Annotated in this window: 10 protein-coding genes and 1 pseudogene; 9 read left to right on the top strand and 2 right to left on the bottom strand. The window is 74.4% G+C overall.

The genetic code is table 11. From position 1 onward, the window contains the following. Positions 1–94 (bottom strand): annotated as a pseudogene (locus AB0399_RS32580) (dehydrogenase); the annotation flags it as partial. Between AB0399_RS32580 and AB0399_RS32575 the strand changes: the two are divergent. Next, positions 73–2316, top strand: a complete 2244-nt coding sequence (locus tag AB0399_RS32575; protein ID WP_366413768.1) for a hypothetical protein — start codon at positions 73–75, stop codon at positions 2314–2316. The pseudogene AB0399_RS32580 and the gene AB0399_RS32575 sit on opposite strands and share 22 nt — an antisense overlap. A gap of 664 nt (positions 2317–2980) precedes the next feature. Further along, positions 2981–4162, top strand: a complete 1182-nt coding sequence (locus AB0399_RS32570; RefSeq protein WP_366413767.1) for a serine hydrolase domain-containing protein — start codon at positions 2981–2983, stop codon at positions 4160–4162. Between the two features lie 96 nt (positions 4163–4258). Here the strand turns inward: AB0399_RS32570 and AB0399_RS32565 are convergent, their stop codons facing one another. Continuing rightward, complete coding sequence (locus tag AB0399_RS32565) at positions 4259–4834, bottom strand: TetR family transcriptional regulator (RefSeq protein WP_329363200.1); 576 nt, start codon at positions 4832–4834, stop codon at positions 4259–4261. A gap of 80 nt (positions 4835–4914) precedes the next feature. Here AB0399_RS32565 and AB0399_RS32560 point away from each other — a divergent pair, with 80 nt between their 5' ends. The 7 genes from AB0399_RS32560 to AB0399_RS32530 all read left to right on the top strand — a co-directional run bounded on the left by AB0399_RS32560 (position 4915) and on the right by AB0399_RS32530 (position 13658). Next, positions 4915–5835, top strand: a complete 921-nt coding sequence (locus tag AB0399_RS32560; protein WP_329363202.1) for an NADP-dependent oxidoreductase — start codon at positions 4915–4917, stop codon at positions 5833–5835. Between the two features lie 221 nt (positions 5836–6056). Then, on the top strand, positions 6057–9026 hold the full coding sequence (locus AB0399_RS32555) for a glycoside hydrolase family 2 TIM barrel-domain containing protein (RefSeq protein ID WP_366413766.1): 2970 nt from the start codon (positions 6057–6059) through the stop codon (positions 9024–9026). A 135-nt stretch (positions 9027–9161) separates the two neighbouring features. Further along, positions 9162–9788 (top strand): GNAT family N-acetyltransferase, encoded by a 627-nt coding sequence (locus tag AB0399_RS32550; protein WP_329363206.1) that lies wholly within the window; start codon positions 9162–9164, stop codon positions 9786–9788. Between the two features lie 88 nt (positions 9789–9876). Then, entirely contained in the window at positions 9877–10416 is a 540-nt protein-coding gene (locus AB0399_RS32545; protein WP_366413765.1) for an SRPBCC family protein, read from the top strand. A 148-nt stretch (positions 10417–10564) separates the two neighbouring features. Further along, positions 10565–11404 carry a GNAT family N-acetyltransferase gene (locus AB0399_RS32540; RefSeq protein ID WP_366413764.1) on the top strand — a complete coding sequence of 280 codons (840 nt, stop codon included), beginning with the start codon at positions 10565–10567 and terminating at the stop codon, positions 11402–11404. Positions 11405–11500: 96 nt separating this feature from the next. Then, the gene (locus AB0399_RS32535; protein WP_329363213.1) at positions 11501–12673 is read left to right on the top strand and encodes an MBL fold metallo-hydrolase; all 1173 of its coding nucleotides are present in this window, start codon (positions 11501–11503) and stop codon (positions 12671–12673) included. 10 nt (positions 12674–12683) lie between these two features. Next, entirely contained in the window at positions 12684–13658 is a 975-nt protein-coding gene (locus tag AB0399_RS32530; RefSeq protein ID WP_366413763.1) for an aminoglycoside phosphotransferase family protein, read from the top strand. Positions 13659–13729 lie beyond the last annotated feature (71 nt).

The raw sequence follows: 13729 nt of genomic DNA, 5'->3' as shown, positions 1-13729 counted from the left end.
GCAGGCCGGAGTTGACCGACGCCATCAGGTCGGTGCCCCCGGCGACGGGCACGGCACTGGGCATGTCGGCCAGTGCCGCCACCGCCTCGTCGAGCCGACGGCCGGCACTGGTCGGCGCCGTCCAACGCGCCGGCCACCCCGCCGAGCCGCCTCGACCAGGTCGAGGTGTGGCTCTTCGAGCAGAACGCGTCCGACGCCCGCAACCGCCGGCTCACCCGGGTCATCGCCCCGGACTTCGTGCACCGGTCCGCGTACGAGTGGGTGGGCACCGAGTACGAGGACCGCGGCTTCCCCGCGGTCCGGCAGAGCCTGGTCCGGCTCGCACAGGACGGCGCGCTGCTCGGCGCCGGCGTGTCGGCGAGCTACTGGGAACCGGAGCTGGAGACGCTCGCGCCGGGGGTGGACCCCGCCGAGGCGTCCGGCGACCCCCTCGGGAACGGCCCGGTGTACCACCTGGTCAGTGACACCCCGAGCGCCGTCAGGCAACTGGTCTTCAAGGCCGAGCGGCAGATCGCGGCCGGGTTCGACGGCGTCGAGTTCGACGAGTGGTACCCCACCGACACCTCCGTGATCGCCCCGGCGATGCGCGCGATCAGGCAGCAGGCGCGGCAGACGCACGGCCGTACGGTCTACCTGTCGGCCAACTCGACCTACGGCGGCGCGGACTTCCCCGCGCTCGACGGCGACACCAACACCGGCGCCGAGGCGGTCGACTACTACCTGCGCAACTACCCGTTCCGGCTCCAGGGGCTCGACGTGCCCGCCGCCGAGAGCACGGCCCCGTTCGACGGCACCGCGAACCTCATCCCGCAACTGCGGTCCGCGATCGCCAAGGTCGCGCCCAAGCCGTTCGTGTTCTTCATCGACTACGCGACGCCGACCATCTTCTGGGGGCCGCACGACTTCGGCTCCTGGCCGGCGTTCGTGCGGATCGCCTCCGCCCAGATCCTCGCCGCGGGCGGCTTCCCGGCGGCCGGCCGCAGCATGTACAACGTGCTCGACGGGCTGGTGCGCGGGGTGTTCACGCTGGAGTCCAATCTGGCCGCGTTCCAGCGGGACACCCACGAACTGCGGCGCGAGCTGCGGGCGATCACCCCGGCCACGCTGGACGTCAGCGCGCCGAACGTGCACCTGTCCGCGTTCGACCAGCCGGGCCGGCGGATCGTGCACGTGGTGAACGGCGACTTCGACAACGACACCGGCAGCATGCGCACCCAGACCGACCTGACCGTGACGGTGTCCACCGACCGCCGCCCGGCCGGCGTCACGCTGGTGACCCCGGACACCGTCGGTCCGGCCCGACGGCAGGCGCCGTCCTGGCGGTACGCCTCCGGCCGGGTCACCGTACGGGTGCCGCGGCTGGAGTACCACGGCGTGCTGGTGATCGGCCTCGACCGGCCCTACCGGCCGCACCTGACGCCGAGCCGGGTGGTGTTCCCGTTCCCCGGCCCGTCCGCCGTCCCGGCCGGCAACAGCGTGCACCTGGTGGCCGTACCGACGCAGGGCACCGTGCAGCAGGTCCGCTGGTCGGTCGACGGCCGGCCCGGCGGCGACAGCCGCGTCGGCACGGTGACGGCCGACGGCACCTACACCGCCCCGGCCCGGGTCCCGGCCGGCGGATCGGTGACGATCACCGCCGCGAGCGCCGCCGAACCCGACGTCACCGCCGCCGTCGAGGTGGCGATCAGCGATCCGGTCCGCCTGCCGTGGACGGCGCCGATCCGGGCCGGAGCGACCACCGACCTGGGCCACCGGCTGCCCACCGGGTGGCGCATCGTCGAGGGCCGCGGGGACTGGGACGTCGCCGACGGCGCCCGCGGGCCGGTGATCGCCAACACCAACCTGTCCGAGGGCGAGTCCCAGGGCGACACCATCGGCGAGCCGGCCCTGCTCGTCGCGGGCGATCAGACCTGGACCGACTACCGGTTCACGGTCGCCGTCAGCCCGACGGTGGCACCGGTGGTGTGGTACTCCGACCCCTCCTACCGTCAGGACACCTTCGTCGGGGTGGTCGCGCGCTTCCAGGACGACGCGAACTACTACGAGTACCGGCTGTGCGCCGACGGCAACGCCCGGCTGTTCACCAAGCACGACGGCACCCTGACGCAGGTCGGCGCCGCGGCGCCGGCGCCCTTCCCGCAGGTCGGCGCCGCCACCACGTTCCTCGTCCACGCGGCCGCGGACGTCCTCGAGTTGTGGCTGGACGGCACGCTGGTCCGCCGGGACAGCGGCATCGCGCTGCGCCGCGGCGGCATCGGCCTGGTGTCGAGCCTGACGCAGAACACCTTCGGCTCGATCCGGGTGGACCCGGCCTGACCCGGCGGCGCTCAGCCGCCCGGTCCGGTCATCGCGGGCGGGCGTGCCGCCGGTTGGAGCCGCGGCAGCGGCGACAGGCTCCGCTGCCGCGCGTCGCGGGCGACTCGGATGCCGACCGGCATCGGCGGGATCGGTCCCGGCCGTGCGACCTCGACCACGACGCTCGGCCGCCCCTCTCCTCCCCAACGGCACCGCGTCGTCGAACCGTTCGGGCGGCAGCGCGTCACGCCCGCCGGCACGATGCGGTCGGCCACCCCGCCGATCAGCCGGCCTCGGGGGCGACCGGCCGGCCGGCACTCCCACGACGGGGTGGCCGGCGGCGCACCGATCGGCTCCGTGCCGGTCGGCAGCGTCGAGTGGAGCCTTCGGAGTTCCGCTCGGCGTGGCCGCGGGCGCGGAGTGCCAGGGCCCGCCGAGCCCGGGGGTGGCCAGGTCGGCGTGGAACCCGACCAGACCCGTGCGCGCGTCAAGCTCCGGACGCGGCAGCCGGATTGCGCGGTGGCCGACGATCGGCTCGGGGGCGGCGGCGCTTCGTGCGCCCGCCCGGACGGCAGGCAGCAGACGCGCTGCCGGTCCTCGGCGGCCCGCGCCGGGGGATATCCCCCGGTCCGATCATGGGACTGGCCCGATCGTGCCCCGTCGGCGCGCGACGTAGCGTCCGGGCATGACCTGGACTTTACGCAAGCACCTCGCCGTGGCGGTCGGCGTCGCCGCGCTGCTCGCCGCCGAGGTGGCCACCGCCTCCGCGCAGACCGCCGGCGCCTCCCCCGCCGAGCGGCTCCGGCAGGACACCGAGGCGATCCACGCCCTCGGCGTCAGCGGTGTGCAGGCCCGCGTGGTCGCGCCCGACGGCCGGGCGACGGTCGCCACCAGCGGCACCGCCGACCTGGACACCGGCCGCCCGGTGCCCTCCGACGGCTACTTCCGCATGGCCAGCACCTCCAAGACGCTGGTCGCCACCGTGGTCCTCCAACTGGAGGCCGAGCACAGGATCTCCCTGGACGACACGGTGGACCACTGGCTGCCGGGCGTGGTGCGGGGCAACGGCAACGACGGCAGCCGGATCACCGTCCGCCAACTGCTCCAGCACACCAGCGGCATCCACGACGACCTGCCCGGCTACACCACGCCGGAGGAGTACGTCCAGCAGCGCGACGACGTCTACAGCTCGGCGCAGTTGGTGGCGCGCGCCATGGCCCACCCGCCGGACTTCCCGCCCGGTGGGGGCTGGCAGTACTCCAACACCGGCTACGTCCTGCTCGGCATGATCATCCAGAAGGTCACCGGCCAACCCGCCCATCGGCAGATCGAGGACCGCGTCCTGCGCCCGCTCGGCCTCGACCGGACCCGGTGGACGGGCGTCTCGCCGACACTGCCCGATCCGCACGCCCGGGCCTACCAGTTCTTCGGGCCCGGTTCCCGGGTGGACGTCACCTACCAGGTACCGGTGGAGCACGAGATCCTCGCGTTCGTCTCGACCACGCGGGACGAGAACACCTTCTTCCGCGCGCTGCTCTCGGGCCGGCTGCTCCCGGCGCGGCAGTTGGCCGAGATGAAGCGGACCGTCCCGGTCAGCGCGGACTGGCGATCGATGTGGCCCGGCGGACGGTACGGGCTGGGGCTGGTGGAGCGACCCCTGAGCTGCGGGGGAACGTACTGGAGCCATGAGGGTGGGGACGGCGGTTACATCACCCTCAACGGCGTCACCGGCGACGGCCGGCGCAGCGCGGTGGTCTCCATGTCCGAGGCGCTCGGCGACTCCCAGGAGCACATCTCCCAGCAGGAGAACGCGGGGAGCGCGCTGATCGACCACGCGCTGTGCGCCGGGGGCCGCGCCGCCCCCTGACACGGGACCGGTTCGGGACGGGACGGCACCACACTGCACTGCACGGCACGGCACGGCACGGCCGAACCGACGATCCGACGATCAGCAAGAACCGTGCTACGCGAAGTGGCGGGTGGACAGGGCCCGTTGGAGTTCGGCGTCGGCGTCGGCCACGCAGCGTTCGAAGGTGGCGCGGGCGCCGGGCTCCATCCACTGGGTGAACGCCTGCTCGTAGACGGTCAGGGCGAGCCGCACCAGGTAGGCCGCCTGCCGCGGGGGGACGCCTCGTTCGGCGAGCAGGTCCCTGAGCACGTCCTCAAGGACCGCCACCTTGAGGACTTCCCGCTCCCGCAGTTCGGGGTTGGCGGCGATGACGCTCTGCCGCCGGTGGGCGAGGGAGCGGTCCGCCGGGAAGAGGGAGGCGGAGCCGGCGAGGGCGCCGAGGAGCACCTGCCACGGCGGGTCGCCGGCCGGGGCGTCGCCCACCCCCGCCCGTAGCCGGGCGACCAGCCCGTCGGTGCCGCCGAAGAGGACTTCCCGCTTGTCGCGGAAGTAGCGGAAGAACGACCGCTTCATCAGGCCCGCGCGCTCCGCGATGTCCGCGACGGTCGTGCCGTCGTAGCCGCGCTCGGCGAACAGCTCCAGCGCGGCTGTCTCCAGGCGCTGCCGGGCGTCCGGCTCCCATCTCGGCATGCCTTCACCCTACCCGATGACACTTGGTGTTATCGTTGTGATGACATCAAGTGTCATCACGTCATCGGAGTGGAGTGCCCATGCGAGCGGTACAGATCGACGAGTTCGGCGGACCCGAGGTGCTGCGGTTCGTGGAGACCGAGACACCCGTCCCCGGCCCCGGCCAGGTTCTGATCGAGGTGCGCGCGTGCGGCACCAACCCCGCCGACTGGTTCGTCCGCGAGGGCGCCCTGGGCGGGTCCCTGCCGCAGGGGACCGGCTTCGAGGCCGCCGGCGTCGTCACGCGGGCCGGCGAGGGCGTCGCGGGCACCGCCGTCGGCGACCGGGTCTTCGGGAACCTGATGTTCGGCGGCGCCACCGCCGGCGCGGCGCAGTTCGCGGTGCTGGACCACTGGGCCAACATCCCGGACACCATGTCGTTCGAGCAGGCGGCGGCCATCCCGATGCTCGCCGAGACCGCGATCCGCACCCTCGACGAACTCGGCGTGGCCGAGGGGCACACCCTGTTCGTCAACGGGGGCAGCGGCGCCGTCGGGCGGCTCGCCGCGCAGATCGCGGTGGGCCGCGGCGCGGAGGTCATCGTGACATCGGGCGCCGAGAAGGCCGCGGCGATGCGCGAACTCGGCGCGAAGGTCACCGGGTACGGCGACGGCCTCGCGGACCGCGTGCGCGCCCTGGCCCCCGGCGGCGTCGACCGGGTCCTGGACATCGGCCCCGGCGGCCAACTCCCCGAGCTGATCGCGATCGCGGGCGGCGATCCCTCGCACGTGGTGACGGTCACCGACTTCGGCAACGCCGCGGAGTTCGGCGTCCGGGCCAGCGGCCGCGAGGGCACCGTCTTCCGCCTGGACGCCCCGCAGACGGTCGCCGACGCCGTCGCCGCGGGCACGTTGACCGTGCCGGTCTGGCGCGTCGAGTCGTGGGAGAACATCGCGAAGGTGCACGAGGACATCAAGTCCGGTGCCGCGAAAGGGAAGACGGTGCTGCGCGTGGAGGCGTGAGCCGAGCCGTGCGCGGGTGCTTGAGCCGTGCGTGGGTGCGCGTGAGCCGTGCGTGGGTATGCCCGAGCCGCGCGTGAGTGCGTGAACCGCCTTGCCCCGCCCGTCACTCGTGAATCCCCCGAATCCGTCCGCGTGAGCGCTGGCGCCGCCCCTCCCCGCTGGCGAAGAATCGTCGTCGCAGGCAGGTACATTCGTTCGACGGGACCATGAGGAGCCGCACCATGCACGAGGCGCCGTCCGGGCCGCTTCCGTATTACGAGGACATGGGGCCGGGAACGGGAGCGCTCCCGCCGCGGGCGTGGACGGGGGTGTCCGACGCGCGCCGGGTGAACCTGGGCGGGGCATGGCGGTTCCGGCTGTCGGCGACGGCGGACGGGTCGGACGAATCGTTCGCCCGCCCCGGCTTCGACGCCTCGCGCTGGGACGTGCTGCCGGTGCCCTCGCACTGGCCGCTCCAGGGCCACGGCCAGGACCACGACTACGGCCGGCCCGCGTACACCGACGTCCGCTACCCCTTTCCGATCGACCCGCCGCGGGTGCCCACCGAGAACCCCACCGGGGACCACCTGCGCGGCTTCGACCTGCCGGGCGACTGGCCGGGCGGCGCGGCGGTGCTGCGCTTCGACGGGGTGGACTCCTGCGCCCGGGTCTGGCTCAACGGCGAGGAGCTGGGCACCTTCAAGGGCAGCCGGCTGCCGGTGGAGTTCGAGGTCGGCGAGGTGCTGCGGCCGCGCGGGAACGTGCTGGCGGTGCGGGTGCACCAGTGGTCCTCGGGCAGCTACCTGGAGGACCAGGACATGTGGTGGCTGCCGGGCATCTTCCGCGATGTCACGCTGATCGAACGTCCCGAGGGCGCCGTCACGGACTTCTTCGTGCACTGCGACTACGACCACCTGACCGGCAACGGCTCGCTGCGGGTCGACTGCGATCCCCAGGGGACCGTGACCGTACCGGAGTTGGGCCTGGACATCGCGACCGGCGAGACCGCGGTGGTGCCGGTGGAGCCGTGGTCGGCGGAGGTACCGCGGCTGTACGACGCGGAGTTGGCCACCGAGGGCGAACGGGTGCCGCTGCGGATCGGCTTCCGCACGGTCCGCGTCGAGGACGGCGTGCTGAAGGTGAACGGGCGGCGCGTGCTGTTCCGCGGGGTGAACCGGCACGAGTTCGACCCGGACCACGGCCGGGCGGTGGACCTGGAGACGATGCGCCGGGACCTGCTGCTGATGAAGCGGCACAACGTCAACGCGGTCCGCACCAGCCACTACCCGCCGCACCCGGCGTTCCTCGACCTGTGCGACGAGTTGGGGATGTGGGTGGTCGACGAGTGCGACCTGGAGACGCACGGCTTCTCCGAGGTCGACTGGCGCCGCAACCCGGTGGACGACGAGCGGTGGACCCCGGCCCTGCTGGACCGGGCCGCCCGGATGGTCGAGCGCGACAAGAACCACCCCGCGGTGGTGATGTGGTCGCTGGGCAACGAATGCGGCACCGGGCGCGGGCTGTCCGCGATGGCCGACTGGATCAGGCGGCGCGACCCGGCCCGCCCGATCCACTACGAGGGCGACCAGTCCTGCGCGGACGTCGACGTCTACTCCCGGATGTACGCCAACCACGAGGAGAGCGAGACGATCGGCCGCCGCGCCGAACCCCCGCTCCTGGACGCCGAGTCGGACCGGCGCCGGCGCGCGATGCCGTTCATCCTGTGCGAGTACGCCCACGCGATGGGCAACGGCCCGGGCGGACTCAGCGAGTACCAGCGGATCTTCGAGACGTACGAACGCTGCCAGGGCGGCTTCGTGTGGGAGTGGATCGACCACGGGCTGCGCCGCAGGACCGCGGACGGCGGCGCGTACTTCGCCTACGGCGGGGACTTCGGCGAGGAGTTGCACGACGGCAACTTCGTCTGCGACGGGCTGGTCTTCCCCGACCGCACGCCCTCCCCCGGGCTGGTCGAGTACAAGAAGGTGGTGCAGCCGGTCGGCTTCGCCGCGGATCTGGCGCGCGGCCTGCTGAACGTCACCAACCGCCATGACTTCGCGGACGTTTCGGGACTGGCCTTCCACTGGGCGTACGAGGTGGAGGGCGAACTCGCCGCCGAGGGACGGCTTGAGGTGCCCGCGCTGGCGCCGGGGGCGAGCGCCGAGGTGGCGCTGCCGCGCGCGCCGCGGACCGCGGTGGACGGCGAGGCGTGCTGGACGGTGCGGGCGGTGCTCGCCGAGGACACCGCGTGGGCGCCGTCCGGCCACGAAGTGGCGTGGGCCCAGTTCGAGGTGGGCCGACCGGCCGTGCCGGCCGGCCCGTTGCCCGGCGCACCGCACGCCCCGCGGCGGGTCGAGGGCGGGCTGATCATGCTCGGCCCCGGCATGTTCGACGCGGCCGACGGCACCCTGCGCTACCTGGACGGCGCGGTGGTGGACGGCCCCCGGCTGGACGTGTGGCGGGCGCCGATCGACAACGACCGCGGGGCGGACTGGTATCCGGAAGGACAGCTCGAACGCCGTTGGCGGGAAGCCGGGTTGGACCGGATGCGGCACCGGATCGACGAAGTGGCCCCCGGCCAGGACGCGTTGACCGTCACCACCCGGGTCGCGCCGGCCGCCTCGGACCTGGGGCTGCGCACCGTCTACCGCTGGACGGCGGCCGGCGACCGGCTCGCCCTGGACATCGAGGTCACCCCGGAGGGCCCCTGGACGCTGCCGCTGCCCCGGCTCGGCATACGGCTCGGGCTGTGCCCCACGCTCGACACCGTCGAGTGGTACGGCGGTGGGCCCGGCGAGGCGTACCCCGACACCCGCGAGGCGTCCCGGCTGGGCCGGCACCGCTCGACCGTCGACGGCCTCCAGACGCCTTACGTGCGGCCGCAGGAGAACGGCGCCCGCGCCGACGTTCGGTGGGCGGAGCTGCGCCGGGCCGACGGCTCGGGGCTGCGGGTGACCGGTGCGCCACCGTTCTGGTTCACCGCCCGGCCGTGGAGCACCGAGGAGCTGGCGGCGGCCGAGCACACGAACGAGCTGAAGCGCGGCGACCTGATCTGGGTGCACCTGGACCACGGGCTGCACGGGGTGGGCAGCGGCGCCTGCGGGCCCGAGGCGCTGCCGGAGTTCCGGCTGGCCGCCGCCCCGGCCGCGTTCTCCTTCACCTTCGGCACGCTGCGGGCCGGCCACCCGGCCGGCCCGCGGCCCCCCTTCTGACCGGCCGGCCGCCCTCTCCCCGACCGGGCCACCGGCCCCGCCATCAAGCCCGCCATCAAGCCCGCCATCAAGCCCGACACCGATCCCGCCACCTACCCCCGACACTCACCCCGACATCGACGATCCGGAGCACCCGTGACCGGCACCACCCCCTTCGTCCGCCCGTACCGCCCCGCCGACCTGGCCGCGCTGTACGACATCTGCCTGCGCACCGCCGACGCGGGTCAGGACGCCTCCGCGTCCTACGCCGAGCCCGACCGCGACCTGGTCGGCGCGATCTTCGCGGCGCCGTACGCCGTGCTCGAACCCGACCTCACCTTCGTGGTGGACGACGGCAGCGGGCAGGCGGTCGGCTACATCGTCGGCACCGGCGACACCGCGCGGTTCGTCGAGCGGTTCCGCGCGGAGTGGCTGCCGTCCGTGGCCGGCCGCTGGCCCGCGCCGGCGGGCGAACCCGGCACGCCCGCCGAGTCGATGGCCGTGCTGCTGCACCTCCCCGAGCGGATGGTGGTGCCCGCGCTCGCCTCCTACCCCGCCCACCTGCACATCGACCTGCTCCCCCGGGCGCAGCGGTCCGGGCACGGCCGCGCCCTGATGACCGCGTACCTGGCCGCGCTCGCGGCGAAGGGGGTCCCGGCGGTGCACCTCGGCATGCTCAGCACCAACACCTCCGCCCGCGCGTTCTACGACCGGCTCGGCTTCCACGAGATCCCGGTCCCGGACGCGGGGCCGCTGACGTACCTCGGCCGCGCCACGTCGTAACGCCTCCGGCACGCCTCCACGCCGCCGGGCGCGGCCGCGTCCGATTGTCAGTGCCCGCCCCTACGCTCGGCGGCAGGAGGTGCACCCCATGACCGACGAGTCCCCGTACGAACCCGTGACGGTGTCGCGGGTGGTTCCCGCCCCGCCGGCGGCCGTCTTCCGGGTCCTGGCCAACCCCACCCGGCACACCGACCTCGACGGCTCCGGCATGCTGCGCGGCGCGGTCACCGAGACGCCCGTCTCCCGCGTCGGCGACGTCTTCGTGATGCGCATGTACTACTCGGAGCACGGCCACTACGAGATGAACAACCACGTCGTCGAGTACGAACAGGACCGGCGTATCGCCTGGGAGCCCGAGGCGGGCCGCGGCCACCCCGGACACGGCCTGCCGGGCAGCCGCTGGGGCCATCGCTGGATCTACACCCTGTCCCCCGCCGGCCCCGGGTCCACCCTGGTCACCGAGGCGTACGACTGCTCCCGTGCCCCGGCCGACGAGCGGGACGGGATGCAGGGCGGGCAGGTCTGGGTGAGCGGCATGGAGCGGACGCTGGAGCGGCTCGCCGACGCGGTGGACGAGCAGGAGATGGCGGACGGGCAGGAGTTGGCGGACGAGGAGGCCGGAGCGTAGGCCGGGGCAACGCGGACCCGGCCCCCGGGGGCCCGTGCCTGGCCGCGGACGCGGCACGGGAGCCGGCGAGCCGTACGCCGGCAGCCTGCCCGGTCATCGCGCGGAATTCCCGGTGCGTAAATCCGGCCGGTGGGGACAGGATGGGGCGATGGGATGGACGTTCACACCGTCGGTGGCGGAGTTCACCGCCGCGGCCGGCGGTTTCCTGGACCGGCACCCGCTGGAGACCAACGTGCTGCGGACGGTCTGCGGGACGCTGCGCCGGCGGGGCCCCGACGCGTACGGAGCGCAGCCGCCGGTGTTCGGCTGGTGGCGGACCGGCGACGAGGGGGCGGTGCAGGCCGCGTTCCTGCGCACCCCGCCGTATCCGCCGCTGCTCGCGCCCGGCACCCGGCAGTCCTCCCGCGAGCTGGCCGCCGGGTGGGAGGGCCCGCTGGACGGGGCGCGCGGGGACGCGGACGCGGTCCGGGCGTTCGGTGAGGCGTGGCGGGAGCGGACCGGCGCGGCGCCGCGGGTGGTGCGCGAGCAGCGGCTGCACCGGCTCGGCGCCCTGACCCCGCGCAGCCCCGCGCCGCCCGGCCGGGCCCGGGTCGCCGAAGAGCGGGACCTCGGCCTGCTGCTGCGCTGGCACCAGGAGTTCGCCCGGGACATCGGCGAGCCCATGCCGGGTGCGGAGCGGGTGGTGGCCGACGCCCTCCGGTTCGGCGGCCGCGTCCTGTGGGAGGTGGACGGCGAGCCCGTCGCGATGGCGGGCATGACGTCGCCGGAGGACGGCGCGGTCCGGGTGGTCGCCGTCTACACCCCGGCCGCGCTGCGCGGGCGCGGCTACGCGGGAGCCGTCACCGCGGCGGTGTCGCGGGCCGCGCTGGACACCGGGGCGCGTGACGTCGTGCTCTTCACCGATCTGGCCAACCCGGTGAGCAACCACGTCTACCGGCGGCTGGGCTACGTTCCGGTTCGGGACCAACTGGTGGTCGCCTTCGGGTGATCGAGAGCTCATCGCGTTCACCGGAGCGGTTCCGCGACCGCCCCGCATAATGGAAGCGGCGGATACCCCGCCGCCCGACGATCGCCAGGAGGAGCCGTGACCGGCGCCCGCCGACAGCCGTCCCACCTCGTGAAGCTGCGGCCCGCACCCTTCGGCGCGGACCCCGCGGGCGCGCGGCTGGAGCGCATCCTCGCCTCACCCCACTACGCCGACGGGGCCTTCGTGAACCCGGTCGGCGCCCGCACCACCCCCAGCGGCGGCATGCTGAAGGCGCTGCCGGCCAACCTCCGCAAGGACGCGCGGCTGGCCCGCAAGCCGGCCCGGCCGGTCCCGCTGCACCCCACCACGCTCGCCGACCTCGCCAAGCCGCCGGCCTCGGGCCTGCGGCTGACGTGGATGGGCCACTCCTCGGTGCTCGCCGAGATCGGCGGCCGGCGGGTGCTCTTCGACCCGGTGTGGGGCGAGCGGTGCTCGCCGTTCGCGTTCGCCGGGCCCAAGCGGGTGCACCCCACGCCCGTGCCGGTCGAGTCGCTGACCGGTATCGACGCCGTGGTGATCTCCCACGACCACTACGACCACCTCGACATGCCGACGATCATCGCGCTGATCCGCGGCGGCGCGGTCTTCGTGGTGCCGCTGGGCGTCGGCTCGCACCTGGAGCACTGGGGGGTGCCGGCGGACCGGCTGCGCGAGTTGGACTGGCACGAGTCCACCCAGGTGGCCGGGCTGACCCTGACCGCCACCCCGGCGCGGCACTTCTGCGGGCGCGGCCTGCGCGGCCGGCAGCAGACCCTGTGGGCCTCCTGGGTCGTCACCGACGACATCCACCGGATCTACCACAGCGGCGACACCGGCTACTTCCCCGGTTTCGCCGACATCGCCCAGCTGCACGGCCCGTTCGACGCCACCATGATCCAGATCGGCGCGTACAGCGAGTTCTGGCCGGACATCCACATGACTCCCGCCGAGGGCGTCCGCACCCACCTCGACCTGTCCGGCGGCACCTCGCACGGCGTGATGCTGCCCATCCACTGGGGGACCTTCAACCTCGCCCCGCACGCCTGGTCCGACCCCGGCGAGGGCACCCTCGACGCCGCCCACCGCTCCGGCGTGCAGGCCGTCACCCCGCTCGTCGGGCAGCCCTTCGAACCCGTCACCGCCCCGGCCGCCTTCCCCTGGTGGCGCGAGGTCGCCGTCACCCCCGAGACCGGCTGGACCCCGTGGCCGCCCCCCGCCCCGGCCCAGCGGGACCAGGTCGCGGACGCGTAGCCGCCCGGCGATGACCGTCGACGGCGGGGCGATACGGCCGCGCACGCTCGCCTGGGCCGGGCGGCACCTGCGGCCCGGCGAGAGGATCACCGGGGCCGAGCCGCTGCACGGCGGCATCAGCGCGGAGATGCGGCGGCTGACGGTCAGCGGACCGGCAGGCGGCGTGCGGCACCTGGTGCTGCGGACCTTCACGCATCCGTTCTTCGTCGAGCACGCCGAGGACCTGCTCGGCCGTGAGGCCGACGCTCTCGACGTGCTCGGCGCGCCCGATGCGCCCGATGCGCTCGCGGGCCGCGGTGTGCCGGCGCCCGCGCTGGTCGCCGCCGACCCGGCCGCCGCGAGGTGCGAGTACCCGTCGCTGCTCATGACGCATCTGCCCGGCCGGACGGTCTTCGACGACGAGGAGCTGGAGGCACGCGTCCGGCTGCTGGCCCGCGCGCTCGTGGCGATCCACGCGGTGCGGCCCGCGCGGCGCCCGCCCGCGTACGAGGCGTGGACGACCGCCGACACCGTCGTCCGGCCGGAGAGCGCCGACCCGGCGGCATGGTCCGCCGCGATCGACGTGATCGGGAAACCCGCGCCGCCCTTCGCGGGACGGTTCCTGCACCGCGACTTCCACCCCGGCAACGTCCTGTTCGACCTGGCGGGCCCGCGCCCGCGGATCACCGGTGTCGTCGACTGGGTGCAGACCTCATGGGGCCCGGCGGACCTCGACGTGGCGCACTGCTCCACCAACCTGGCGCTGCTGCACGGCTCTTCGTGGGGCGGGCGGTTCGCGGCGGAGTACGAGGCGGCCGGCGGCACGCTCGCCGCCACCGCACCGGAACGGCGCTACTGGCGATTGCTGGACGCGCTGGCCTTCGCCGGCGACCTGCGCGACACCGCTCGGCCCTGGCGGCAGGCGGGCCGGGCGGATCTGACCACGCAGGCGGCGGACGCGCGGCTGGACGCCTACGTCATCGACCTGATGAACGCCCCGAACTGACCCCCAGGCCATGTCGGGGAAGTCCGTCCCCCTGCCTTCGGCGAGGGAGGCGCCCCCGTCCCGTGGCGCCC

It is taken from the genome of Streptomyces sp. NPDC088194, from assembly GCF_040702025.1.
GTDB lineage: Bacteria > Actinomycetota > Actinomycetes > Streptomycetales > Streptomycetaceae > Actinacidiphila.
The sequence above is the reverse complement of the archived record's forward strand: the minus strand, read 5'-3'. Positions and strand labels throughout refer to the sequence as shown.